Source organism: Bacillus sp. BS98, assembly GCF_008432245.1.
GTDB classification, from domain to species: domain Bacteria; phylum Bacillota; class Bacilli; order Bacillales; family Bacillaceae_G; genus Bacillus_A; species Bacillus_A toyonensis.
Genome location: NZ_CP043830.1, coordinates 992,812 through 1,016,597 on the forward strand (window position 1 = coordinate 992,812; position 23,786 = coordinate 1,016,597).

Sequence of the window (23,786 nt, forward strand, 5' to 3'; positions counted from 1 at the left end):
GTTAATTTAGGTAGTTATTGTAAGGAGAAGATGTTTTAAAGTGGTAAATGATGTTGTTCATTTTCTATTAAAATTAAAATTCACATAACTTTTTTCATATTTTATGTTTAACATTTCGAAAATAGGTGTACTACATATAATATAACAAATAATTCATTTTAAAGGAGGAAGTTAAAGATGGAAACGAAGTATAGTAAACCTTTTGTATATGAATTTATTACGGAGAAAGAGGTCATGAATGCGGCAAATGATCTAGTGAAGAAAGGAATAGAACAAAAAGATATTTACGTGTTAACACATGAGAAAGAGAGGACAGATAGAATCGCAGATAATGCAGACGTGAACACGATTGGAATAAAAGAGGAAGGACTTGGGACAAGCATTATTAATGTCTTTCAAAAAACGGGAGATCAGTTAAGAAATAAGATGCAAGAGTTAGGACTTAATGAGGAAGAAGCTAACTTTTATGAAGAAAAGCTGGATGAAGGGAAAATCTTGTTATTCGTTAAGGATTTAGAAAGAGTCGGTGAATGGCTACAAGAAAGAAGATGCACGTATTCTCTTTAAATTTGTATCCTTTACATCTATAAATCTATTACGAAAAGGAGATTGGAAATATGAGTGAGAGCGGTCTAAAAGAACAAATTACGGGTAAAGTTGAAAAGAAAAAAGGACAAGTAAAAGAAGGGATTGGTGAAGTTACAGAAGATAGAGAGTTGAAAAATGAAGGGAAGTGAGAGAAGACGAAGGGAACGATAAAAGAAAAAGTCGGAAAAGTTAAACAAAAGATAAGTGATGGATTGGATAATAAAGAATAATACATGTTTATCAAGCTTTGGTTACATACCAAAGCTTGATAAATCAAATATAAAAACAATATAGGAGGTTTAATTGTGGGACTTATTATTACGTGTATTGTAGGTGGACTTATTGGTGCGTTAGCTGGAATGATTACGGGGAAAGACTTTCCTTTAGGTATAGTTGGTAATGTAATTGCTGGTTTAATTGGATCTTGGGTAGGTAGTGCGTTATTTGGTCATTGGGGTCCTGAATGGGGAGGCATTTTTGTTCTTCCAGCGTTATTAGGTGCAATCGTCTTTATTTTAATCGTTACATTCTTCTCTAGAATGCTACGGAAAGCGTAAGTATGATAATGAATAGTAATCTTAAGTTTATTATATATAACTATAAAGTGAATGAACTGATAAATATACATAAAAAAGCATCCAATTAAACTAATTTGGATGCTTTTTTTATGTAATCTGCATAGGAATGAGCGGGGGATGAAGGCCCCCGCTCATTGAAATTACACTTTTTATTATGTATTAAACCATCGTTACTTTTTCACAATTATTTATCCTTACGACCTGCCTTGGTTCTATATGAGATAAGTCCTCACTATTACCTATATCAACTACAATTGTATTCGTCAGTATGTTAATAATGGAACCAACTAATTTTGTAGCATGATCGTGTCGATAAGAAAATTGAACGAAATCTCCCTTTTTAAAGTTGTGCTCTTCCATAGATAGATCCCCCTAAAAATAATGTTTATACATTATACATACACAAATTTATAAGGTTTAAACATTTAGTAGTATTTTTTAAGTGTTAAGCCGAGAAAGGTGTAGAAAATTTATTTATAATGAAAATAAAAAAATATGTTTAAAATTAATTTTTATGGGTAATTAACATAGTAGTGGTTTGAGATAAGGGGGCGGAAATGATGAATTTGGCAATAAATATTTTGCAAAATGATGTAGGTTATACGGTACAACTTAATGGTGAGATTGATGCATATACGGCATCAGATTTAAAAAATAAGATGATGCCTATTGCAAGCGAAAAAGAAGTTCATATTGTAGTAGATTTTCATAACGTAGATTATATGGATAGTACCGGTTTAGGTGTTTTTATAGCTCTATTAAAAGCAGTTAAGAAAAATGATGGCAAACTAGAGTTTATTGGTGTATCTAAAAGACTAAAAAGATTATTTGATATTACAGGACTAACAGAAATATTAAATTTGAATTCCGATTTTGAAAAAGTAGAAAGAAGGTGACTAGGGATGATGGAGAAATTTGAAAAGATAGAAATGAAAATTCCTGCAAAGGCAGAATATGTGGCTATTATTCGTTTAACAATGGCTGGTGTTGCGAACCGAATGGGCTTTGCTTATGACGATATAGAAGATATGAAAATTGCTATTAGTGAAGCATGTACAAATATTGTACAACATGCATATAAAGAAGACGTTGGAGAAATTACAATTGTCTTCGGCCTATATGAAGATCGATTAGAAATTATGGTTGCGGATAATGGGGTTAGCTTTGATTTTAATAACTTAAAAAGGAAAGTTGGTCCGTATGATATTAGTAAACCAGTAGAACATTTGCCGGAAAATGGTTTAGGTTTATATTTAATTAATACGTTAATGGATGATATACAAATTATGCATGATGAGGGCATGACAGTTTTAATGACAAAATATATACAAAGAGAGCAGGTGGAGAATGATGGAAATCCAATCTCAACCTACAACTCTTACTAAAGAAGACGTTATTAAGCTAATTGCAGAATTCCAACAAAACCAATGTAATGAAGCGCAGGAAAGGTTAGTTGATCATTATAAAAATCTCGTATATTCCATTGCATATCGCTATTCAAAAGGCGGGCCGATGTATGAGGATATTATACAAGTAGGGATGTTAGGGCTCTTAGGCGCAATAAGAAGGTATGATTATTCGATAGGGAATGCTTTTGAGCCGTTTGCAATACCTACAATAGTAGGCGAAATAAAGAAGTATTTACGTGATAAAACTTGGGGCATTCACGTTCCAAGGCGAATTAAAGATTTAGGCGGGAAAATTAAACTTGCGATAGAGGAGTTAACAGATCACCTGCAACGTTCACCGAAGATAATAGAGATTGCGGATCATTTAGGACTATCCGAAGAGGAAGTGCTAGAAATTATGGATGCGAAAAATAATTATCGAGTATCTTCCTTAGATGATGTAGTTGAAAATTCATCTGATGGAAGTTCGGTAGCGAGAATTGAATCTGTAGGTGAAGTAGAGCAAGGATATGAACAGACAGAAAGACGTCTCGTTTTAGAGGATATTTTTAACGTATTAAATGAGACAGAAAAGAGTGTTATTCATTATATATTTGGAGAAAATTTAAATCAAAAAGATACAGGGGAACGGTTAGGTATTTCGCAAATGCACGTTTCTCGTATTAAAAGACAAGCGATAAGTAAATTGAAGCAAGCTGCATTTTTAGATACATAAAAATTTTAAATAATTATGTTTAAAACATGAGGAAAGGGGTACTTATTAAGTATAGGAGGAGATATGAAAATGTCACACGATGTGAAAGAACTAATAGAAGGATTGAATGAAGATTTAGCAGGAGAATACTCAGCAATTATTATGTATAACCATAATGCAGCTACAGTTTCTGGTATATATAGACAAGTGTTAAAACCTTTCTTTGAATCTGAAATTAGTGATGAACAAGGACATGCCCTATATTTAGCGGAGAAAATTAAGACGCTAGGTGGTACCCCCACTACGATCCCTTTACCAGTGAAACAAGTAGAAGATGTTAGAGAAATGTTAGAATCCGCTAGACAATCAGAATATGAAACAATTAAGCGTTATGAAACGAGAAAAGAACAGGCAGCGAAATTAAATATGACAGAGTTAGTTGTAAAGTTAGAAGATATGATTGCAGATGAAACAAATCATATGGAAGAATTAGATCGTCTTTTAAATGATAAAGCAATGGTGTTAAATTAAAAGTGGAAATTTACCCCACTTTAATGGGCAGTAAGACCCCCCACCTCAAAATGCAGCGAAAGCAAAGAATTTAGGTGGGGGGTTAACTGCCCATAAAAGTCCGATTGGTTCAACTAATAATCAGTGGGGGATGAAGAAAACCCCCACTGATTAAAGTTTCACTTTATAGAGTGAAAGAACAAATTCCTATTTCTAGGGGTTTGTTCTTTTGTTGTATAAATATGTTTGAGTACGAAATTTTCATTTTGTAACTGAGTATGTAATACTAGAAAAATAGAAAATTATAATAGATTTACATTTTAAATAAGAAAAGGGGAAATAACTTGTGTCCATTTTAATTGTTGATGATAATCCGGTTAACATATTTGTAATTGAGAAAATTTTAAAACAAGCCGGATATCATGATCTTGTATCGCTCAATTCTGCACAAGAGCTCTTCGAATACATACAGTTTGGAAAAGATTCTTCCAGGCATAATGAAATTGACTTAATACTATTAGATATTATGATGCCTGAAATTGATGGACTTGAAGTTTGTAGGCGATTACAAAAAGAGGAGAAGTTTAAAGATATCCCTATTATTTTTGTTACAGCTTTAGAGGATGCAAATAAATTAGCCGAAGCTCTTGATATGGGGGCAATGGATTATATTACGAAACCTATAAATAAAGTTGAACTATTAGCGCGTATGCGTGTAGCATTACGCTTGAAATCGGAATTAAATTGGCATAAAGAACAAGAAGAAAATCTTCGGAATGAACTAGATTTAGCTACACAAGTACAAAGAAACTTATTAAGTAGCCCATTAAGAGAAGATCATATAAAAATTGAAGCAAGTTACTTACCGTCATTCAAACTAGCTGGAGATATGTATTATTGGTACAAAATCGATGAAAATCGCTACGGTATTATATTATTAGATGTGATGGGACATGGTATATCTGCTTCATTAGTTTGTATGTTTATTTCTTCTGTATTACGCGAAACAATTAAATGTTTAATTGATCCAGAACTCGTCATTAAAGAATTAAATAAATATATGACCCTTTTACATAATGACAATGATAATATTCCATATTATTTTACGGCCATATACTTAGTTGTTAATACAGAAGATAGAACGATTGAATATGTGAATGCAGGACATCCTGCTGGATATGTTTTAGTTGATGAAACAAATGTAGTTGAACTGAATCGCGGGAGTTGTGCAGTAGGGTTTTTTGATGAAATAAAGGTAGAAAAGACAGTCATACCTTTTAATAAGAACGCTCAAATATTATTATTTACAGATGGTGTTCTTGAAGCAATTGCAAATGATGAATTTGAGTCTGAAGAGAAATTACGTGCTTTTACAGAAAGAAAATGGGGGGATTTAGAAGAAGAGATAGAAGGGTTTTATAAGGAAGAACAGAAGAAAACACAATCAGATGATATGTGTCTCATTATGATAAAAACGAATGCGAAATAAAAAGCGTATGAAATCCAAACAGAGGATTTCATACGCTTTTTATTGTATTTTTTGATAAATTTGTTCACTAGGATTAAATTGGGTATAATGCGGCATTATATTTGAAAAACGAAGAGTTTCTTTATTCCCCAAACATAGGAATCCATTGTGGCCTAAACTTTCATAAAATAGTTGCTGTACTTGATTTTGAAGTTTACTTGTAAAGTAAATTAAAACGTTACGACAAAGTATAATATGAAATTCGTTAAAAGATTGATCAGTTACTAAATTATGCTGTGCAAAAATAATGTTTTGTAAAAGTGATGGATTAAAATAAGCAAAACGATTATCTGTTGAATAATAGTTAGAAAATGCTTGTGTACCGCCAGCTTGTAAATAGTTTTTCGTATAAGTTTGCATTTTATTTAACGGGAGGATAGCTTGTTTTGCTTTTTCTAACACATTTGTATTCATATCTGTTGCGTAAATAACCGACTTTTCACTTAATCCTTCTTCGTGAAGTAAGATGGACATTGATAATACTTCTTCACCAGTTGCGCATCCAGCATGCCAAATTCTAATTTCAGGATTCTTTTTTAATTCAGGAATTACATGCTCTCTAAGCGCTTTAAAAAAGGCAGGGTTACGGAACATCTCAGTTACATTAATCGAGAAGTCATTTAATAACTGTTCTAAAACCCCTTCCTCGTGAATTACTTTTTCAATTAATTTTGAAATGGTTGGGATATTAGAGAGCTGCATTCGATTACAAATCCTTCTATAAATAGATGTGCGAGCATATTGGCGAAAATCAAATCCTGATAGTTTAAATACCGCTTCTAATAGTAATTCAATTTCTAAGTTCGTGCGCTCATCCGTATCTACTGATGGATCAAAATTATAATACTTATTTTCCACTCCAACTAAACCTCACTTATTTTATTAACCATACACTCATTACCGAATAGAGTTGATGTAGATTTAATGGTTTACTTATATAATCTGAAGCGCCAGCAGATAAACATTTTTCCTTATCATTTGGCATTGCTTTAGCAGTTAATGCGATAATAGGTATTTCATTTAACCCTAAATTCATTCGGATATTTTCCATCGTTTCATAACCGTCCATATTCGGCATCATAATATCCATTAAAATAAGGTCAATATTTGTATTGCTTTTTAGTATTTTTAAACACTCTATGCCGTTTTGGGCAGTAATAATGTTGGCATTTTGTTTTTTTAATGCATTTTGTAAAGCAAATATATTTCGATGATCATCATCGACAATTAAAATGGTTTTCTCTTGGAAGACGTTATTTGTTTCGGTAGTAACGATAGTTTCCTCAATAACTTCAGCAGGAATAACATCTTCTATCGTTGCTGCGACTTCTAAATTGGATACTTGGATTTCATTTAAGCCATTTGGAAGGTTAGGAATATATACCGTGAAAGTACTACCTTCTCCTACATTACTCTCTAATGTAATCCAACCACCTAACAATCTAGCAAACTCTTTACAAATAGATAACCCTAAGCCTGTACCACCATATTTCCTAATTGTTGCTCCATCTGCCTGTTGAAAGGCTTCGAAAATAAGTTGATGCTGTTCTTTAGCGATACCAATACCAGTATCTTTTACTGAAATTATAATCCAATCTTTACTTATAGACTGCATATCATGACTTAAATTGCTTGTTTCTATCGAATCGAAATGTAAAGAGACAGATCCTTTTTCTGTGAATTTAAATGCATTGGATAATAAGTTTTTAATAATTTGTTCAATCCGTTTTGCATCTGTATAAAACAGGTCAGGAATGGTGTCACTGTCTTCAATAGTAAATTCGACATTTTTTTGTGCAGCGATATGTAAAAAATTTTGATGCATATTGGCTGCCATGTCACTTATGTTCGTTGCTTCAAAAATGATGTCTAGTTTGCCTGCTTCTACTTTAGATAAATCTAGTATGTCATTAATTAAAGTAAGTAAGTCTTTCCCTGATGAATGAATGACAGTTGCTAGTTCAATTTCATCATCCGATAAATGATTATCATGATTTTCTCTTAACATTTCAGATAATAGTAAAATACTATTTAACGGTGTGCGTAATTCATGTGACATATTTGCTAGGAACTCAGATTTGTATTTTGAGCTGCGTAACAACTCGCTTGCTTTTTCTTCTAATTCTGATTTGGTAATTTGTAAGTCAGCTGTCTTTTGTTCAGCTTCTTCAGTTCTAGACTCTAATTGTTCATTCGTTGTTCGTAATTCTTCAGCTTGCATTTGTAGTTCTTCAGCTTGCGTTTGTAATTCTTCTGATTGAACTTGTAACTCTTCTGTCATTGCTTGTGATTCATGTAAAAGAGTTTGAATTCGCATACGTCCTATAATGCTATGGATTGTTAAACCTAGATTATCAATAGTTTGTTGAATTAAATCTTGATGTAAGTCTGAAATCTCAGTTACACTTACTAACTCCATTACTGCAATTACTTCATCCTCAAATAAGATAGGGATGACTAGTAGATTTTTAGGACGTATTTCTAATACTCCGCTAGTGACATAACGAAACTCTTCGGGTATGTCACTGAGAATAAAACTTTTCTTTTCTAAGGCAGACTGTCCAATGAAACCTTCACCCATTTTAATAGATTGTTTTCCAATATCAGCACCTTGATCGGCGAAAGAAGCTTTTTTCACATAGTAGACAGTTTCTTCATATTCTTCACGTACATAAAATGCACCGCAAGAAGTTTGCGTTTTTTGTATAATTCCACTAAGAATTTTTTTACCTAACATCTCAATAGAAGATACACCTTGATACATTAAAATTAATTCTGCAAGCTCAGTTTGTAACCACTCTCTTTTCGATATTTCATCTAGTAGGTGATTTGTTGTATGAGCAAGATCTTTTATTTCATCATGTGTATTTACATGAATTCTTTCCGTAATTTTTTCTTTAGAAGAAATGGATTTAATAGCTTGAATTACATTTTTAATCGTTTTTGTAATGGAATTCGAAATATAGAGTGAAACGATAATGGAAATACAAGAAAGTAAGAACAATAAACTGTATAACCAAATCTCTAATTTATTATTTTCAATATCTAATTGTGCAGCTCTTTTTTTCGTTAGTTGCTCCTCAGTGCTCCGGAAGTTAGTTAGCTGCGACTGTAATGACTGAATTTGAGTCGTGTCGATTGTTTGTACATTATTACTATTATTATTTGTAATGAGTGGGTGAATCTCTTTATTAATCCAACTAGTAATGTTTTCGTTAATCTGTTTTAATTTTTCTTGCTGAGAGGGGTTATCCTCTAATAGAGCAAAAAGATCTTGATAATGTTTTTCGTAATCTTTTTCCGCGGAGTTAAGGGATTGCACGTAATTTGGGTTATTAGAAATGATAAACCCTTTCGCTTTATTTTCAATTGTTAGCAATTCTTTCTCCACTTGATTCGTTAAATTAAGAACTTTAAAATCGTGATCAATAATAAAATTACGAGATTTTTGTAAACTGGAAATCTCATTGTTTAGCATAATGAAAGAGATAAGTAAGAACAAAATGATAACTAAATAACCAGCCATAATTTTGTAGCGAATACTAAATTTTGCTTTCGAGTTCATTAAAAATTCCTACCTTCAAGAGTATTAAAAGTTTCCTATTGTAAAGAATGAAAAACGTAATATATATTATATCAGTTTTCATAAGGCCAAACTAGAAATCCCCCTATTGTATTAGGGGGTTCTTTTTTAATAGAGGAAATCATTTTGAAATAAAAATATATATGAAAGGTAGTAAACGAGGGAATAGAGGATAACAAACATTCTAAGAAGGAAAGAGTGTTCTTAAAGCTCTTTTTGCATCTATTCCTTCAAAAATAAATAATACAAGCTCTCTCTTTTTTACCGTAAGGAAAAAGGATACTAATGTGCTTAAGTTTTTAATAGAAGTAAGTGTTCCGTGTTTACTTATAAACAAGTTCGTTTGAAATGTTGTCATTAAAGCGTAAAAATGATGAATCTGAGTTATTGTAGGCGTTTCATTATAAGAAATAGTAGTAGAGTGAATGGCGTTCATTGCAATATTCCTTTCCATATAGTAAGCATAACAATATAAACATACCCGTTTTAAAAAATGTTAAACATATAAATAAGAAAAAATATAAGTATAGTTTTTTACGTTTAGAAAAGGTTAGGAAGGGTATACATATACTACAAAGAGATTGACTGAAGATGAATTGTAAGATGTCTATGTTTAGTAGATTAGTCTATCAAAATATACTTTTACTTTAAATAAAAAGGAGCCTGGTATACATGAATGAAATGATGATTGATATTACGTTTGATTTAATTTACTTGTTAAGTAGTTCGCTTGTAATACTGTTACTGTTCGCTTTTTTCGTAAATGGTTATGTTAATAAGAAGATTAGTGTATACAGAAATGAAGAAGGATAAAGATGCATTATAAAAATAAAAGGGCGTATATGTATATAAAAATTTAGGAGGTTAATAGTTATGAATGTAGATAGAAAAATAGTAGGTGTTTTTAGAACAATTGATGATGCGGCACTCGTTATTAATGAATTAAATGATAAAGGATACTCAGCAGATAACATTTCAGCTATTGCGAAAGATCAAAAGGAAATTGAACATCTGGAAGAAAAGTCGGGTGAAAAAGTGAATAGCGAAACTGCACATAAAGCAGATATCTTTTCAGCGACAGGGCTTGTAGCAGGAGGTGTAGCAGGCGGACTCGGTGGTTTATTAACAGGTCTTGGTGTACTTGCCGTTTCTGGAATGGGTCCAATTGTAGCAGCAGGACCGATCGCAGCAGCTATTGGAGGAGCCGGTATTGGCGGAGGAGCTGGAAGTTTAATAGGAGCATTTATAGGGTTAGGAATTCCAGAAGAACATGCTAAAAAGTATGAAGAATATATTTACGATGGAAATATATTAATTTTAGTAGATGCAAAGTTAGATGATAAGTTAGAAATCTATAAAATATTTGATAAGCATAATGCCTATAACTCTGATTTCTTTAAATAATATGTACTTCATATATCAATTATGAAAAATGTGGAAATAGTGAATATCGTTTTTGATCTTACAACTTTGGCGCGGCCGAGGAGTCGTATGACTATAAGAGAGGAAGGGCTTATAGTAAAAGATCAAGTTCTATCATGTTATTTAAAAGGGAAGAGGTGCCTTTTCGTGATTGTAAAAATATTAAAGGATAGCAGTAATAGTTTCCTTTGTACAGTTCAAAACAAAAATGGAGACCAGTATGTGAAAAAATGGTTTAGTAAACATGAAAATAACAAAGAATTAGGGCGACCAACTTTTAAAGAAGTAGAAAAGGATTGGAAAGAAAATAGAGAATCGTTTATGTATCCCAATATTAAAGCGCTTTATTAAAATTAAACATAATGCGCGCTTTATTATTACAAAACTGTCACATTCCTGTAAGGTAATTCAATAGATTAGTTGCTTGTTCCATGCCATAATAAAGACATAAGAAAGCTAATTAAAACTACAACTTATTAGGAGAGTGTCAGTCATGATTGTAACAACAACGTCTGGAATTCAAGGTAAAGAAATTATTGAGTATATCGATATTGTAAATGGTGAAGCTATTATGGGTGCAAATATTGTCCGCGATTTATTCGCTTCTGTTCGTGATGTTGTCGGCGGTCGTGCTGGTTCTTATGAAAGCAAGCTAAAAGAAGCTCGTGATATCGCAATGGATGAAATGAAAGAACTTGCAAAACAAAAAGGTGCGAACGCTATTGTTGGTATTGACGTAGATTATGAAGTAGTTCGTGATGGAATGTTAATGGTTGCTGTAAGTGGTACAGCTGTACGTATATAAGTAAATAAAAAAACAGGCTCCCCCTCGAAGCTTATGCTTTGAGGGGATTTTTTTGTTTTCAATTTGTAGAAGTAAAGGAATGAGCTGGATCCTTTAGGAAAAAGCCCATTCTTTTCATTTAAGCTATTTTCGCTTCTATCTTAGTTTTGTTCATGACTAAAGTTAAAATGAACAAAACTAAGCTTAGAAGTGCCATTATAATAAAAATTTGCGTATAACTATTAAAATAGTCACGAGCGATTCCTGCTAAGACAGGAATGAATCCGCCCATAATGTATCCTCCTGACTGCATCATAGCAGTCCATGCACTCGCATCTTCGGAAGTTTTTGTTTCGTATAGCGGTAGCATGAGAGCGAGTGGAAATACGCCGCCGAGCCCGATACCTAATAAAATAGAAGGGATCCATGGTGTAGTTAGTGGGTAAATCATAAGCGATAAACCTGCGAGTACAAAGCATATACTCCCTAATAACCAAAGTGGTCTGTTTTTATAAATATCGGCTAATGTTGGAATTAAAAAGCTGCATATCATTTGAATAACTGTAAATACAGTTATTAGAGTACCAGCCTGTCCGCTACTGACACCCATACTTTGATTTGCTGGTGCTAGCCAAGTCGTAATGGAATAAAAGATTCCTGATTGTAGGCCGAAAAAGATTGTGAACAACCATGCTTTTTTATTTCTTAAAGGTAAATTATTATTCTTTTTATTTTGTATGCTCGTATTCTTTTTTCGTTTCATAACCGGATACCAAAATATAATAGCGATAATAGTAAGTACACCCCAAAAAGCGAGTGCCATATTCCAAGATCCTTTTAATACATGTTGTAAAGGAAGCGTTAATCCTGCGCTTAAAGAAGCGCCAGTTCCCATACCTACTGAATATATTCCAATCATTAAGCCGATTTTCGTAGGGAATTTTTCCTTAATAAAACCTGATAGTAACGGCCCTGCAAGTGCAATTCCAATGCCGATAAATAAAGCGCTTGTGAATAAGGTGAGAATGGAAGAAGTAAAAGCTCTCATACATGTTGCAAAGCCAATTAAAATAAGACAAGCCATAATTGCTTTTTCTGCCCCATATTTTTTAATTACCTTCCCGGTTAGTAAGGCGAATGTCCCCATACAAAAAACAGGAATGGCTGTTAAAAAACTAACGGAAAAATTGCTTATATTTAAGTCTTGTCGGATTGTTTCTAATAAAGGTGAAATAGATGTAATTCCGATACGTAAATTAATAGAAGTAAAAAATAGTGCTAGTATATACAAATAAGTTCGTTCTTGATGTTTCAATTTCATTTTCTCCTCTCTTAAACATCAGATGTTATTGAGTATATCATCTGATGTTTAAGTGTAATATATAAGGAGCTTATTTCAGCTCCAAATTTTGAACAACGTATGTTCGAGCCTCTTCGGCATTTTGTTTTAATATAGCTTGGAATAATTTTTCATGAATTTCAGAGTTATCTTCATAGTCAGCTGTATTTAATATTAATTGGCTTAAAATATGACGAAGGGCAGGCACGAAAGATTGATATAAATCAAGTAGAACTTCGTTTTTGCTCGCCGTTGCAATTGCTAAATGAAACTGAATGTCTGCATCTATGTAAGCTACATAATTTCCTTCTCGAAGGGCATTTCTTCTTTTATCCAAATGTCCTTTTAAGTATAAAAGATCCTCTTCGCTTCGGCGCTGTGCCGCTAACATAGCTACTTCTTTATCTAACATATTTCGTGCTTCATACACATGATTAATATTTGCTGCCTGCAATCGTTTTTCAAATGAATCTTGCGTAGTATTTAGTGAGACAATACGAGTACCTTGTCCTTGTCGAACTTCTAAGATACCAGCATGTACTAATATCTTTATGCTTTCTCGCAGCGTCGAACGCCCTACACCTAACTCTTCCATTAATTGGGGCTCTGTAGGGAGGCGATCACCAACTTCGTACTCGCCAGAAAAGATTTTTTCTTGTAGACGTTCCAACACTTCATCGACTAATTTTCGTCGAGAAACTTTTGAAAAAGATTTCTTTTCATTTATATTCATCTGCTCATCTCCTGTTATATTCGCTTTTATAATAACCAATTTAAGTTCTGTTGACAATGTTATTTTTTAGGTGGTTGAAGCGGAATACTAAAATCAGATTTATAAGGCATAAAAAAATCCATTTTGAAAAAAATCAATCAAAATGAATTCTTCAACCGCATTTAATAACTCGTCAAAAATACTTTTCCTTTTGCTTTCTCAGCAGACTGCACAACATCAACCGCAGTTTTCACATCCGCTAAGTCATACGTAGAATGTACTGTCATAAAACGTAATTTTTTATCCTCAACTAAACGAATTAAGTGACGAAACGTTTCTTGCCATTTATACGGTGACACGTCTGTATTCCAATGTCGTAAATGAAATATGTTAGCATGCACCTTTGCTTTCGTAACAATTTCGGCCCAGTTTACTTGTACGCCTGATAGAAGACCGATAGTTAAAAAGTGTCCATTTGGACGTACACAAAATGCTAATTCATTTCCATCGGATCCTCCAATAGAATCAATCGCAGCATCTGCGCCTATCCCGTTCGTTAACTCCAAAACGGTTTCATAAAGCGGAACAGTGGAAGTATCTATTACATATTCAGCACCGAGCTGAAGTAATTTCTCTGTATGTTTACTATTTCTAGTCACTGCAATGAGTCGAAAGTTTAAAATTTGTGATAACTGTGCAAAAAGATGACCGATAGCGGATCCACAAGCGTTTACTAATAAAACGTTATCTCGTTTTAAGTTTAGCGTTTCTGTACACGTAACCCAAGCTGTTAATGGGTTGATGTACATTTGTGCAGCTGTAAAATCATCAATTGAATCGGGAATAAGAACTACAAAATCAGCTGATGTCTTCACATATTCTTGCCAAGTACCTTCCCCGCGTAAAGGTAGCACGCGTTTACCGATAAGGTCTCTAGAAACACTCGCACCAACATCTTCAACAATACCAACACCTTCATAACCAGGTATGTTAGGCAAAGGAATTCTATGTGCATACGCTCCAGTTACAGGAATTAAGTCAGATGGATTAATCGGTCTAACTAACATACGAACTAGCACTTCATTATCTTTTACTGGTTCTATATTTTTATATTCAACTTGTAATACATCTTTTGGGCTACCAAACTTATGAAATTGAATGCATGTTCCGCGCAAAATAATGGTTCCTCCTTAATGTAGTCAAATGTATTATAGCATTTTTAGCTTGGCTACTTATTTCGTTATATATATAAGGGAATAGAAATTTTAAAGAGGGAGTAAACATGAAGAATTAGCCCAATAAAAACTAAAGTTAAAGGCACCCGAACGAGTGCTTTTATTTTGTTTTTACCAATATAATTTAAAGATTATACATAAATGGGGGAGTCAGCATGAATAAAAAGATAATCTGGGGAATTTTAGGGATTGTTGTGATCATGATAGCCCTTGTGAGTATGAATGTATTACAAAAAAATGCCAAAGAAGCAGAGGAAAAGAAGAAACGTGAAGCTAGCTATGTTCAAGACGCAGCGGAATTTTATAATAATATTGAATTAATGGGATTTGTTGCTGATTTTGTTTTACCGCAATATTCAGAGTCCTGGTCTAAGGCTATTGATGAACGCCGAAATTTTAACATAGCTTTAAATGCTAAGAAAAAATCTCTAAATTCAATGGTGGCTCAATCTTCTGTAATATATAGTGATATGGAAGGGCAATTAAAAACGGTATCTGAAGCTGCGAAAGAAAATCCAAATAAGTACAAAGAACTTTATGATGAATACAAGAAGATGTATGGAATTATTACATCTTTAAAGGAACAAACAGAATCTCCTAGTGGAACTCTGATAACGTTTAATCAAAATGCAAACATGTTATTCCAAGAATACAAGAAATATAAAGGGAATATTGATGTGGCTATATCAGAGGATATAAAAAATGAAGTAGAGAAGATTCAAGAAAAAAACAAAAAATAATCGCAAAATAAAATATATGGCCTAAAAAGAACAATTTTAAATTCTATTATATAATGAGGGCTTTAAAAGTTTGTAATGGGGGAATTATAGATGGAGCTATTTAAAGGTAAAGTTGTTTGTCCAAGATGTGATGGGAATGGTCTCGTTTGTAAAGTTGAAATAAAAGACATTGATAAAGTTGTATATGTTTGTGATGAATGTGACGCAACGTGGTTACATAAGGATAGGTTTGGGATGAATAATTTTGTGAACTACGAGACGTTTCTTAGAGAAAATTCATTGTCTTATATGGAGGCTAATGTTGTTCGTTTAGGCTATGATTGGTACAAAGGATAAGCGATTTTTCAAATAGAAGAAGCTACTTTTAAAGTAGCTTCTTCTATTTGTCTATTAAGCCGAAGCCTTCTTCATTCTCTCAAGTAAACTAGATAAAATATGCGTACGATAAGATTCTAGTTTTTTACCTTCATAAGTACGGATACCTAATTTTTTAAGTTCTTTTACATACCAACCTTTGCTTCCGAAATACATGTGATCGCTCCCCTTCAACTTTGTTTTATTTGTTCTGATTGTACTTGGAGGTACAGGTAATATAATGAAGGAAATGAATTTCGTGCGAAAATGGTTAACTTTGTTGCAAAAGACATATATACTAAAGGTAGTATATAACGAGGTGGGCAAGACGTGATTATAGAGAAGCACGAAATTCAAATTGACCAAATTACGAGCGGTAAAGTGAATATCTTTACTTTCTATAGAAATAGAAAGCAAATTGATGATCATTTTTTACGTTTACAAGAACCATCGCTTACAGCAAACTACTTCTTCCATTTTCATTTTGATGCAGAGAGCTTACACCTTCTGCAGGAAGAGTTTCCGGGCATATATCCGTACGACGGTAGTGAAACGATTCATAACTGGACGGAAAAGATGAAGGCAGAATTGCAACATCAGATCCAAACAGGTAAATGGAATAAACGCGTACGTATCGGTAATCGCATTCTAGATGTGGAGTTTACGTGGTGCGACGAAGATATAGTAGAGTGAAAAAGAAGCGGATGACGCTTCTTTTTTTAGCGCTGGAATAAAACGAGCTTACCTGCAGAAGATGTGCAGCGATGTGTTTTTTCGTGCAATCCTTTTTCTTGTAAAATAGATTCACCTTTTGCTTTCGCTTCTTTTTCAGTTGCCGCCTCAAATGATTCGTCCAATGCTTTTGAACCATCTTTTTCAAAGACTGTTAGAACGTATACTCCCATGAAAATTCCCTCCAAAAATTAAAATCAGAATCTTATAACTATTTTGGCATAAATCACTAGAATATGCAAAGAAATATATGACATTGCATGTTACAATAAAGTGACACTTTAATAAGCAGGGGAGTTTTTCATCCCCTGCTTATTATTAGTGGAACCAATCGGGTATTTAAGGGCAGTTAACTTTCAGATTGCCTTCCTTGCCTATTGCCCGTTAGTACGGGATAAAATGAAACTTTTGAAATATAGAAAGGATCGTTATTTGTGAAACAAGTGAAGTTTATACATGCGGCTGATTTGCATTTGGATAGTCCGTTTAAAGGGATGGAAATGAATGTACCGCAGTCTGTTTGGGAGAGAATGAAGCAAAGTACGTTTGAATCGTTCGAACGTATTATTGATAAAGCGATTCAAGAGCGCGTTGATTTCGTATTACTAGCCGGGGATTTGTATGATGCGGAGACGCGAAGTTTGCGGGCGCAAGTGTTTGTGCGTGAGCAAATGAAGAGACTTTCGCAGTACGATATCCCTGTTTTTATTATTCACGGTAACCATGATCATTTAGGAGGAAGCTGGGCAGCGATTGAGTTTCCGGAAAATGTTCATGTGTTTACGGAGCCTTATGTAGAAGAGAAATCATTTTATAAAAATGGTGAACTGTTAGCTTCTATTTACGGATTTAGTTATTTGCAGCAAGCAGTAACGGATAATATGACAGCGCAGTTTACGAAAATGAGTGATGCGCCTTTTCATATTGGCATGCTTCACGGAAGTGTGGAAGGAGATGCAGAGCATAATCGCTACGCACCGTTTCAAATTCGTGAGCTGAAAGAAAAGCAGTTTGACTATTGGGCTCTTGGCCATATACATAAACGTGAAATTTTATCAGAAGAGCCGTACATTATTTATTCAGGTAATATACAAGGGCGTCATCGTAAAGAGACAGGGGAAAAGGGTGCGTACCTTATTGAACTTACGAAACAAGGAACGCATTGCTCATTTTTCCATACGGCAGATGTTGTATGGGATGAAATAGAAGTGAATATTGATGGACTTGAAACTGTTGATGAAATTATGACGAGCATATCTACTGCGATGAATGAGTGCCGAAGAGAAGAGGGAGGGACGCTACTAACTGTCGTATTTACAGGACAAGGGCCGCTTTCTCCTTATTTGCGTGACGAAAAGCGCGTGGAAGAGATTTTTCATATTTTAGCATCTGGAGAAGAGCGAAAAGATTTCGTATATGCGATGAAATGGAAAAATGAGACGGTTTCTTTTGCAGAAATAGAGCGTTTGAAAGAAGAAAATCATTTTGTCGGTAGTGTACTGAAAGAGTTAGAAGCTTTCACAAATATGGACGGCGTGTTGCGCACCATTTGGACATCTCCTGTAGCGCGTAATAGTATTGAATCTTTTACAGAAGAAGAGAAGAAAGAGATTCAAAAGGAAGCGGAAAATATTATTTTAGAACAATTATTCCAGCAAGAGAGGGATAAGAAATGAGAATGGAAAAACTCCATATTTATGGATACGGAAAATTAGAAAATGTGGAAATGGATCTGTCGATGCTGACGGTGTTGTACGGTGAAAATGAAGCGGGGAAATCGACAATTCGCTCATTTATGAAAAGTATTCTGTTCGGTTTTCCGACGAGAGGACAGCGCCGTTATGAGCCGAAAGAAGGCGGGAAGTATGGTGGTGCAGTTACTGTACAAACAGAGAAGTACGGCCGTTTGAAAATTGAACGATTACCAAAGACGGCAGCTGGAGAGGTGACCATTTATTTTGAAGATGGAAAAACGGGCGGCGAGGAAATTTTACACGATATATTAAGCGGGATGAATGAAAGTTTATTTGAATCTGTTTTTTCTTTTGATATGCATGGGTTGCAAAATATTCATCAGCTTGGTGAAGCGGATATCGGAAATTATTTATTTTCGGCAAGCGCAGTTGGAAGCGATGCGTTATTACAGCTCGATAAAAAGCTAGAGAAAGAAATGGATCAGCGCTTTAAGCCGAGTGGTCGTAAGCCAGAGATTAATATGTCACTGCAAGAGATGAAGAAGCTTGAAGAGAAGATGAAAGAGTGGCAAGGGAAAATTGGCACGTATGAAAAACAGGTCGAGCAGTTAAAAGAGGATGAAGAGAAGCTTGCCTCTGTTCGTGCGGAGAAGGAGAACGCGGAAAAGCGAAAGCAAGATTATGAAATATTAGCAGCGCTTGAGCCTCTCGTTATTGAAAAGCATGCGCATGAGAAAGTGTTAGAATATGAAAAAAGGCAATTTCCTGTAAACGGAACGGCGCGCTATGAAGCGATAAAGGCGAAGATGGAGCCGCTTCAATTACAAGTTGATTCGCTCCATAAGAAAATAGAGACAGTGCAATCGGAAATTGCCTCGATTCAAATAGATGAAGAGTTTTTACAAAAAGAAAGTTATGTAGAAGAACTTCGCATGCAGCATATGTCGTATGAAAATGCACGCCAAGAAATGCGAGATATGACGGGGAATATTGCGAATATAAAAGAAGAAATAGCAGAATTAGAGCAACAAATTGGTGCTACTTTTGAAAAAGAAACAGTTCTTTCGTTTGATATGAGTTTGGCAACGAAAGAGCTAATTACACAAACAGTGCAAAAAGCGCGCGAATTAGAAACGCAAAAAGCACAGCTCGATGATCGCTTCAAAGTAGCGCAAGAGCAGTTAGAAGAACAAGAAGAAAATATAAGACAGATCAAGAAACAAATGTTAGCTGATGAAGAGCGTGCTACATTAGCTGAGAAAGAAAAATCGTTCCAAGACGCGGCGTTTATCGGTATGGGTGCGGATAGAATGAAGCGTAAGTATGAGGAAAAAGTAGGAGTGGCTACGCAAAAGAAAAAGCAGTGGCAAAGAGTTTGTCTTCTGTTACTTCTTATTAACACAGGTGTTTTATTCACGAGCTTATTTATAGATAACCGCCAGCTTTTATTTATTAGTGTCATTGTTTTTGTAGGGATTGTTCTCGCCCTTGTTTTATATAAAGATCCATCAAGCGGATTACAAGAAGAGCTTCTTACTCTTCAGCAAAGTGCTGGCGGAAGACAAAGTGAAGAAGCGATGTCCGTTCGCTATCAATTAGAAAAAGATGAAGAGATCCGTAAGCTATTTGAGCGCGAGTCATATAAGTTACAGCAAATGGAACGAGCTTATGATAAAGTCGTTTCATCGTATGAGGAATGGGAGAGAGAAACGTTCCGCGCAGGAGAACAAGTCGATGCGTATAAATCGCGCTATATGTTCCCTGAATTTTATACGTATGCACACATATTGCCGGCATTTGAGCGGATTGAAAAAATGCAGCAACTGTATCGTGAAGTAGAGAAACAAAGCACGCGGAAATCTTCATTATATGAAATGATTTCGCACTTTGAACATAAACTAGAAACTGTTATCGGTAGCGCGGAGTATAATAAGCTGCACGAGGCACAAAGTCGTATGCAAAATGAGAAAGAAAAGCGCCAGACTTGTAAGCAACTAAAAGAGAAGTTGACGGAATGGCAAGAAGAATATGAGTTCATGCAAGGGCAATTGAAACAGCTACTAGTAGAACGAGATAGTTTGTGGCATATTGCAGAGGCTACAGATGAAGAGATGTTTTTAGAAGCAGGTAAACTGGCAGAGAAATGTGAAGATGCAGAGAAACAAGTGGGGCGTTTATTACCGCAAATTGAGCTTTTAGAGCAGCGTTTAACGAGTTTGTCATTAGCTGAACATTATGAAGCTGAAGGTTATGAGGAAAAATTAAAGCGAGAAATGACAGTCGTGCGAAACTGTCTTGCAAAAGAGAAAGAACTGACAGAGCGCATTGCGAAACATCGTATGGAAATTGAGAATTTAGAAGAAGGCAGTACGTACGGTGATTTAATGCATGAATGGGAAATGAAAAAAGCGCAAGTGCGCGAACAAGTGAAAAGGTGGGCTGCTTATGCGGCAGCAAAGACGGTGTTAACGAAAACGAAGCAATACTATCATGAGGTACATTTGCCTCGTATTTTACAAAAATCAGAAGAGTATTTCGTCTATTTAACGGGCGGGCGCTATAGTAAAATCTTTTCACCGTCAGAGGCGGAGCCGTTCATTGTTGAACGTAACGACGGTATACGTTTTTACAGTCATGAACTAAGCCAAGCGACAGCGGAGCAATTGTATTTATCGTTACGATTTGCATTAGCGAAAACATTTGAGCATGATTATCCATTTATTATTGACGATAGTTTCGTGCATTTTGATGTGGTAAGGACGAATCGAACGATTGAACTAATAAAGGAAATTGCGAAAGATAGACAAGTCATCTTCTTTACATGTCATGCGCATTTGTTAACGTATTTCACAGAAGAACGGATTATAAAATTAACGCATAAGCGTAAAGAAAATGAGTTGTAGTGTGCTATACTAAAAGTAACTGATTTGGTGGAGGAATTCGAATGAAAAAGAAAATTGCAGAATATGAAGTTGGTGAACAAGTCGATGTTTTCTTGTTAATTAAAACAGCGACAAAAGGTCTCGCAAGTAATGGAAAGCCGTTTTTAACAGTAATTTTACAAGATCCAAGTGGAGATATTGAAGCGAAGCTATGGGATGTATCACCGGAAGTTGAGAAACAATATGTAGCAGAAACAATCGTTAAAGTAGCTGGAGATATTTTAAACTATAAAGGACGTATTCAATTACGTGTGAAACAAATTCGAGTTGCGAATGAAAATGAAGTAACAGATATTTCGGACTTCGTAGAAAAAGCACCAGTGAAAAAAGAAGATATGGTTGAGAAAATTACGCAATACATATTTGAAATGAGAAACCCGAACATTCAGCGTCTAACAAGACATTTATTAAATAAGCATCAAAATGAGTTTTTAGAATATCCAGCAGCGACGAAAAATCATCACGAGTTCGTATCTGGACTAGCTTATCACGTTGTATCGATGCTAGATTTAGCAAAAGCTATCTCGGCTCTATACCCATCGTTAGATAAAGACTTACTATATGCAGGCGTTATTTTACATGATCTTGGTAAAGTAATTGAGCTATCTGGTCCAATTTCTACAACGTATACGTTAGAAGGAAATTTACTAGGCCACATTTCTATCATGGTGAACGAAATTGGGAAAGCAGCAGACGAATTGCAAATTGATGCAGAAGAAGTATTAATCTTGCAGCACATCGTCCTTTCTCACCACGGAAAAGCAGAATGGGGTAGCCCAAAACCACCATTAGTAAAAGAAGCAGAAATTCTGCACTACATCGACAACTTAGATGCAAAAATGAACATGATGGACCGCGCATTAGGACGTACAAAACCAGGTGAATACACAGAGCGTGTCTTCGCACTTGATAATCGTTCATTCTATAAACCGACGTTCCATAATTAAGATTGTAAATAGAATGGCCTCATTAAGCGTTAAAAGCTTAGTGAGGCTGTTTTTGTATTAAAAATTAAATGAAATAGTTAAGAAGTACGCATGGGGTTAACGAAGAACGATTAAAACATATCTCACCACTAGAATGGGAGCATATCAACTTTAATATGGCAGATACTTAGAATCGCTTCAGCCTGTACAATAGGCCTAAAAATAAGAGTTGAAATTTGTTTAGCATATATTTTGGTTAAAAGGTGGGAGGGATCCCTATATAAAAAAGACACCCTAAGGTGCCTTTCCTCGACTAGATCGGAGTACCGCCAGCATTTCAGAAAAAATACAATAAGCTGTCCATATGGGCAGCTTATTTACATAATTCTCGTTCTCGGAAGTTGATCTTGTAGCGTTCTTTCTCGTAATTCACTATGTTTTCCAAAGAAAATAGTGAAAGGCAAGGCGCTGAATACATTTACAAAATGACAAAACTGTAAGAATACACGAATGTTTGTAAGAAAGTTCGATGTTTTCCTTTTTCTTTTTTTATTATAGTGAAAAAGAAGAACGAAATATTCTCTTATGTAGGAAAGGAAGATAATAATGATTGATCTATTAAATAAATGGATGTTAGAAAGTACAGGCAATTTCAATATCGTTGTAGGACTTACAGCACTTCTATTTTTGGGTTCAGTAATTGCACTTATTATTATTTACAAAAAAATTGGTAAACCATATGAAAGAACAAATGCTATTTATTTAAAAATTACTTCTCGTATGTTTACTATTCAGATTCTAATGAATGCTATATTTATTTCTTTAGTTGGTAAAGATATTGAGAATTTCCGTCAAATCTTTATATTATTTGAAGCTTTTGTATTCTTTATTGGAGCTATTTATTCGTTTAAATTATATAAACAGGAATGCAAATAATTCACTTATAAGAAACAATAAAAAATGTAAACTTTTCATTTTTAGTTAACTGTATATTCTATACATATGGGGTTAACATAACGTCTCATTATGAGGAGTCAATCTATCTAGAAACCTAGAAAAGCCCCTTCAGATTTTCTCAAGGGGCTTTTCGTTCATATAATCAGTGTTATCGGTAGTTAGGTCTCTTTAGTTGAATGGGAATATTTTGATCCAGTAGAAGAACGCAAAACCTCCAGCTACAAATAAAGCAGCTAAAATGAATGTTATTAGAGGTATTTTATTTTTCATACTTCCCTCCCTTTTTTCCTAATTGTACCATTTAGAGGAAGTGATATGTTGTATAATTTTGGTTGTATATGATATTCATGTAAGGTTAACATAACGTCTTATTATCGGTAGCAAGGACAAGGAGGAACCCCTATTTTCACAAGGGAACTTCCTTTTTTTTGTTTTATGGATCTATGCATTTTTTAATACATTCCTATCCTGGAGTGGCTTTAGAGTCCTCGTTTGTTGCTGAATTAGCTGAAAAACTGTACTTGCATACTCTTAGCGTGTTTTTTCAAAAATGCTGGCGATATCCTACATCCATCAACTTATGGATTTTATAATGTCCTCAAACCAAGAACCTCGCGTGTTTTTAGTCCAAGAACGTTAGTTATTAGATCTTAAAAGAACAGCCCTTCAAAATAAGGGATAGCACTAACAAAATCTATATTTTCTAGTTTATGGGAAATGTTTATTGTGATAAAACATCAGAAAAATCAAATAACATAAAGGAGATAAGGAATATGAACATATTAGAAAAAATTAAAGAAAACGTTTCAAAGGTTATTGTAGGAAAGGAAGGAGTAATTGATTTAGCGATGATTGCATTAGTTGCAAATGGACATGTTTTATTAGAAGACGTACCAGGAACAGGGAAAACAACATTAGCCAAAACTCTTGCGAAAAGTATTGATGGGGCTTTTTAGCGTGTTCAATTTACATCGGATACGTTGCCGGGTGATGTAGTAGGATTAGAATACTTCGATATGAAAGAAAGTGATTTTAAAACGAGTAGGCTATGCACCAGAA

General features: G+C 34.4%; 27 protein-coding genes and 2 pseudogenes. 20 read left to right on the forward strand and 9 right to left on the reverse strand.

The window, feature by feature from the left end; all coding sequences use genetic code 11:
* The first annotated feature begins 177 nt into the window (after nucleotides 1-177).
* The 3 genes and pseudogenes from F0362_RS05155 to F0362_RS05165 all read left to right on the forward strand — a co-directional run bounded on the left by F0362_RS05155 (nucleotide 178) and on the right by F0362_RS05165 (nucleotide 1,145).
* Nucleotides 178-567 (forward strand): YflT domain-containing protein, encoded by a 390-nt coding sequence (locus F0362_RS05155; RefSeq protein ID WP_000448820.1) that lies wholly within the window; start codon nucleotides 178-180, stop codon nucleotides 565-567.
* 50 nt (nucleotides 568-617) lie between these two features.
* Nucleotides 618-818: pseudogene (locus tag F0362_RS05160) on the forward strand (CsbD family protein).
* Between the two features lie 75 nt (nucleotides 819-893).
* Nucleotides 894-1,145: a GlsB/YeaQ/YmgE family stress response membrane protein gene (locus tag F0362_RS05165; protein ID WP_000522903.1), complete on the forward strand. Its 252-nt coding sequence runs from the start codon at nucleotides 894-896 to the stop codon at nucleotides 1,143-1,145.
* A 180-nt stretch (nucleotides 1,146-1,325) separates the two neighbouring features.
* On the opposite strand, the gene F0362_RS05170 is transcribed toward F0362_RS05165, so the two are convergent.
* On the reverse strand, nucleotides 1,326-1,526 hold the full coding sequence (locus tag F0362_RS05170; protein WP_000391008.1) for a hypothetical protein: 201 nt from the start codon (nucleotides 1,524-1,526) through the stop codon (nucleotides 1,326-1,328).
* Nucleotides 1,527-1,723: 197 nt separating this feature from the next.
* Here F0362_RS05170 and rsbV point away from each other — a divergent pair, with 197 nt between their 5' ends.
* From rsbV to F0362_RS05195, 5 genes are all read left to right on the forward strand, one after another.
* Nucleotides 1,724-2,062: an anti sigma b factor antagonist RsbV gene (rsbV, locus tag F0362_RS05175; protein WP_002038093.1), complete on the forward strand. Its 339-nt coding sequence runs from the start codon at nucleotides 1,724-1,726 to the stop codon at nucleotides 2,060-2,062.
* A 6-nt stretch (nucleotides 2,063-2,068) separates the two neighbouring features.
* On the forward strand, nucleotides 2,069-2,551 hold the full coding sequence (gene rsbW, locus F0362_RS05180; protein ID WP_000970214.1) for an anti-sigma B factor RsbW: 483 nt from the start codon (nucleotides 2,069-2,071) through the stop codon (nucleotides 2,549-2,551).
* A complete protein-coding gene (gene sigB / locus F0362_RS05185) occupies nucleotides 2,514-3,290 on the forward strand; it encodes an RNA polymerase sigma factor SigB (RefSeq protein ID WP_149889686.1) in 777 nt (258 codons plus the stop codon). The genes rsbW and sigB overlap by 38 nt, the downstream gene beginning before the upstream one ends.
* 69 nt (nucleotides 3,291-3,359) lie before the next feature.
* Complete coding sequence (locus tag F0362_RS05190) at nucleotides 3,360-3,800, forward strand: ferritin-like domain-containing protein (RefSeq protein WP_000017755.1); 441 nt, start codon at nucleotides 3,360-3,362, stop codon at nucleotides 3,798-3,800.
* A 325-nt stretch (nucleotides 3,801-4,125) separates the two neighbouring features.
* Nucleotides 4,126-5,268 (forward strand): fused response regulator/phosphatase, encoded by a 1,143-nt coding sequence (locus F0362_RS05195; protein ID WP_000025510.1) that lies wholly within the window; start codon nucleotides 4,126-4,128, stop codon nucleotides 5,266-5,268.
* A 39-nt stretch (nucleotides 5,269-5,307) separates the two neighbouring features.
* Here F0362_RS05195 and F0362_RS05200 read toward each other — a convergent pair whose 3' ends face one another.
* The 3 genes from F0362_RS05200 to F0362_RS05210 form a co-directional block, all read right to left on the reverse strand.
* The gene (locus F0362_RS05200) at nucleotides 5,308-6,165 is read right to left on the reverse strand and encodes a CheR family methyltransferase (protein ID WP_000429037.1); all 858 of its coding nucleotides are present in this window, start codon (nucleotides 6,163-6,165) and stop codon (nucleotides 5,308-5,310) included.
* Nucleotides 6,166-6,181: 16 nt separating this feature from the next.
* Nucleotides 6,182-8,872, reverse strand: a complete 2,691-nt coding sequence (locus tag F0362_RS05205; protein ID WP_001084949.1) for an ATP-binding protein — start codon at nucleotides 8,870-8,872, stop codon at nucleotides 6,182-6,184.
* Nucleotides 8,873-9,074: 202 nt separating this feature from the next.
* Nucleotides 9,075-9,326, reverse strand: a complete 252-nt coding sequence (locus tag F0362_RS05210) for a hypothetical protein (protein WP_000991353.1) — start codon at nucleotides 9,324-9,326, stop codon at nucleotides 9,075-9,077.
* Between the two features lie 236 nt (nucleotides 9,327-9,562).
* Here F0362_RS05210 and F0362_RS30455 point away from each other — a divergent pair, with 236 nt between their 5' ends.
* The 4 genes from F0362_RS30455 (at nucleotide 9,563) to F0362_RS05225 (ending at nucleotide 11,117) form a co-directional block, all read left to right on the forward strand.
* Entirely contained in the window at nucleotides 9,563-9,703 is a 141-nt protein-coding gene (locus tag F0362_RS30455; protein ID WP_001004563.1) for a hypothetical protein, read from the forward strand.
* 60 nt (nucleotides 9,704-9,763) lie between these two features.
* Nucleotides 9,764-10,294: a general stress protein gene (locus tag F0362_RS05215; protein WP_001100091.1), complete on the forward strand. Its 531-nt coding sequence runs from the start codon at nucleotides 9,764-9,766 to the stop codon at nucleotides 10,292-10,294.
* Between the two features lie 165 nt (nucleotides 10,295-10,459).
* Nucleotides 10,460-10,663, forward strand: a complete 204-nt coding sequence (locus tag F0362_RS05220) for a DUF4028 family protein (protein ID WP_000635853.1) — start codon at nucleotides 10,460-10,462, stop codon at nucleotides 10,661-10,663.
* A gap of 142 nt (nucleotides 10,664-10,805) precedes the next feature.
* On the forward strand, nucleotides 10,806-11,117 hold the full coding sequence (locus F0362_RS05225; protein ID WP_000637510.1) for a YbjQ family protein: 312 nt from the start codon (nucleotides 10,806-10,808) through the stop codon (nucleotides 11,115-11,117).
* A 118-nt stretch (nucleotides 11,118-11,235) separates the two neighbouring features.
* Here F0362_RS05225 and F0362_RS05230 read toward each other — a convergent pair whose 3' ends face one another.
* The 3 genes from F0362_RS05230 to F0362_RS05240 form a co-directional block, all read right to left on the reverse strand.
* The gene (locus F0362_RS05230; protein ID WP_000768277.1) at nucleotides 11,236-12,417 is read right to left on the reverse strand and encodes an MFS transporter; all 1,182 of its coding nucleotides are present in this window, start codon (nucleotides 12,415-12,417) and stop codon (nucleotides 11,236-11,238) included.
* Nucleotides 12,418-12,487: 70 nt separating this feature from the next.
* The gene (locus tag F0362_RS05235) at nucleotides 12,488-13,168 is read right to left on the reverse strand and encodes a FadR/GntR family transcriptional regulator (protein ID WP_001024476.1); all 681 of its coding nucleotides are present in this window, start codon (nucleotides 13,166-13,168) and stop codon (nucleotides 12,488-12,490) included.
* Between the two features lie 161 nt (nucleotides 13,169-13,329).
* On the reverse strand, nucleotides 13,330-14,322 hold the full coding sequence (locus tag F0362_RS05240) for a zinc-dependent alcohol dehydrogenase family protein (RefSeq protein ID WP_001215030.1): 993 nt from the start codon (nucleotides 14,320-14,322) through the stop codon (nucleotides 13,330-13,332).
* A 215-nt stretch (nucleotides 14,323-14,537) separates the two neighbouring features.
* Between F0362_RS05240 and F0362_RS05245 the strand changes: the two genes are divergently transcribed.
* Both F0362_RS05245 and F0362_RS05250 read left to right on the forward strand, forming a co-directional pair.
* A complete protein-coding gene (locus F0362_RS05245) occupies nucleotides 14,538-15,122 on the forward strand; it encodes a hypothetical protein (protein WP_097927213.1) in 585 nt (194 codons plus the stop codon).
* Nucleotides 15,123-15,212: 90 nt separating this feature from the next.
* Nucleotides 15,213-15,458: a hypothetical protein gene (locus tag F0362_RS05250; protein WP_000418550.1), complete on the forward strand. Its 246-nt coding sequence runs from the start codon at nucleotides 15,213-15,215 to the stop codon at nucleotides 15,456-15,458.
* A gap of 54 nt (nucleotides 15,459-15,512) precedes the next feature.
* Here F0362_RS05250 and F0362_RS05255 read toward each other — a convergent pair whose 3' ends face one another.
* Nucleotides 15,513-15,653 (reverse strand): YflJ family protein, encoded by a 141-nt coding sequence (locus F0362_RS05255; protein ID WP_000273535.1) that lies wholly within the window; start codon nucleotides 15,651-15,653, stop codon nucleotides 15,513-15,515.
* Between the two features lie 153 nt (nucleotides 15,654-15,806).
* Here F0362_RS05255 and F0362_RS05260 point away from each other — a divergent pair, with 153 nt between their 5' ends.
* Nucleotides 15,807-16,169 (forward strand): hypothetical protein, encoded by a 363-nt coding sequence (locus tag F0362_RS05260; protein WP_000582774.1) that lies wholly within the window; start codon nucleotides 15,807-15,809, stop codon nucleotides 16,167-16,169.
* A 26-nt stretch (nucleotides 16,170-16,195) separates the two neighbouring features.
* Here F0362_RS05260 and F0362_RS05265 read toward each other — a convergent pair whose 3' ends face one another.
* A complete protein-coding gene (locus F0362_RS05265) occupies nucleotides 16,196-16,381 on the reverse strand; it encodes a YhzD family protein (protein ID WP_000539550.1) in 186 nt (61 codons plus the stop codon).
* 261 nt (nucleotides 16,382-16,642) lie between these two features.
* Here F0362_RS05265 and F0362_RS05270 point away from each other — a divergent pair, with 261 nt between their 5' ends.
* From F0362_RS05270 to F0362_RS05295, 5 genes and pseudogenes are all read left to right on the forward strand, one after another.
* On the forward strand, nucleotides 16,643-17,884 hold the full coding sequence (locus tag F0362_RS05270; RefSeq protein ID WP_000815714.1) for a metallophosphoesterase family protein: 1,242 nt from the start codon (nucleotides 16,643-16,645) through the stop codon (nucleotides 17,882-17,884).
* On the forward strand, nucleotides 17,881-20,805 hold the full coding sequence (locus tag F0362_RS05275; protein ID WP_097980337.1) for an ATP-binding protein: 2,925 nt from the start codon (nucleotides 17,881-17,883) through the stop codon (nucleotides 20,803-20,805). Before F0362_RS05270 ends, F0362_RS05275 begins: the two co-directional genes overlap by 4 nt.
* A 41-nt stretch (nucleotides 20,806-20,846) precedes the next feature.
* Complete coding sequence (yhaM, locus tag F0362_RS05280) at nucleotides 20,847-21,791, forward strand: 3'-5' exoribonuclease YhaM (RefSeq protein ID WP_000726648.1); 945 nt, start codon at nucleotides 20,847-20,849, stop codon at nucleotides 21,789-21,791.
* A gap of 585 nt (nucleotides 21,792-22,376) precedes the next feature.
* Nucleotides 22,377-22,706: a hypothetical protein gene (locus F0362_RS05290; RefSeq protein WP_000566287.1), complete on the forward strand. Its 330-nt coding sequence runs from the start codon at nucleotides 22,377-22,379 to the stop codon at nucleotides 22,704-22,706.
* Nucleotides 22,707-23,500: 794 nt separating this feature from the next.
* Nucleotides 23,501-23,767, forward strand: a pseudogene (locus F0362_RS05295) (AAA family ATPase); the annotation flags it as partial.
* Nucleotides 23,768-23,786: the final 19 nt, after the last annotated feature.

Bases quoted from the DNA above. Each gene is read 5' to 3' on its own strand.
- F0362_RS05155 (WP_000448820.1), top strand. From the start codon at position 178: ATGGAAACGAAGTATAGTAAACCTTTTGTATATGAATTTATTACGGAG.
- F0362_RS05170 (WP_000391008.1), bottom strand. From the start codon at position 1,526: ATGGAAGAGCACAACTTTAAAAAGGGAGATTTCGTTCAATTTTCTTAT.
- rsbV (WP_002038093.1), top strand. From the start codon at position 1,724: ATGATGAATTTGGCAATAAATATTTTGCAAAATGATGTAGGTTATACG.
- rsbW (WP_000970214.1), top strand. From the start codon at position 2,069: ATGATGGAGAAATTTGAAAAGATAGAAATGAAAATTCCTGCAAAGGCA.
- sigB (WP_149889686.1), top strand. From the start codon at position 2,514: ATGATGGAAATCCAATCTCAACCTACAACTCTTACTAAAGAAGACGTT.
- F0362_RS05190 (WP_000017755.1), top strand. From the start codon at position 3,360: ATGTCACACGATGTGAAAGAACTAATAGAAGGATTGAATGAAGATTTA.
- F0362_RS05205 (WP_001084949.1), bottom strand. From the start codon at position 8,872: ATGAACTCGAAAGCAAAATTTAGTATTCGCTACAAAATTATGGCTGGT.
- F0362_RS05210 (WP_000991353.1), bottom strand. From the start codon at position 9,326: ATGAACGCCATTCACTCTACTACTATTTCTTATAATGAAACGCCTACA.
- F0362_RS30455 (WP_001004563.1), top strand. From the start codon at position 9,563: ATGAATGAAATGATGATTGATATTACGTTTGATTTAATTTACTTGTTA.
- F0362_RS05215 (WP_001100091.1), top strand. From the start codon at position 9,764: ATGAATGTAGATAGAAAAATAGTAGGTGTTTTTAGAACAATTGATGAT.
- F0362_RS05225 (WP_000637510.1), top strand. From the start codon at position 10,806: ATGATTGTAACAACAACGTCTGGAATTCAAGGTAAAGAAATTATTGAG.
- F0362_RS05230 (WP_000768277.1), bottom strand. From the start codon at position 12,417: ATGAAATTGAAACATCAAGAACGAACTTATTTGTATATACTAGCACTA.
- F0362_RS05235 (WP_001024476.1), bottom strand. From the start codon at position 13,168: ATGAATATAAATGAAAAGAAATCTTTTTCAAAAGTTTCTCGACGAAAA.
- F0362_RS05245 (WP_097927213.1), top strand. From the start codon at position 14,538: ATGAATAAAAAGATAATCTGGGGAATTTTAGGGATTGTTGTGATCATG.
- F0362_RS05250 (WP_000418550.1), top strand. From the start codon at position 15,213: ATGGAGCTATTTAAAGGTAAAGTTGTTTGTCCAAGATGTGATGGGAAT.
- F0362_RS05255 (WP_000273535.1), bottom strand. From the start codon at position 15,653: ATGTATTTCGGAAGCAAAGGTTGGTATGTAAAAGAACTTAAAAAATTA.
- F0362_RS05265 (WP_000539550.1), bottom strand. From the start codon at position 16,381: ATGGGAGTATACGTTCTAACAGTCTTTGAAAAAGATGGTTCAAAAGCA.
- F0362_RS05275 (WP_097980337.1), top strand. From the start codon at position 17,881: ATGAGAATGGAAAAACTCCATATTTATGGATACGGAAAATTAGAAAAT.
- yhaM (WP_000726648.1), top strand. From the start codon at position 20,847: ATGAAAAAGAAAATTGCAGAATATGAAGTTGGTGAACAAGTCGATGTT.
- F0362_RS05290 (WP_000566287.1), top strand. From the start codon at position 22,377: ATGATTGATCTATTAAATAAATGGATGTTAGAAAGTACAGGCAATTTC.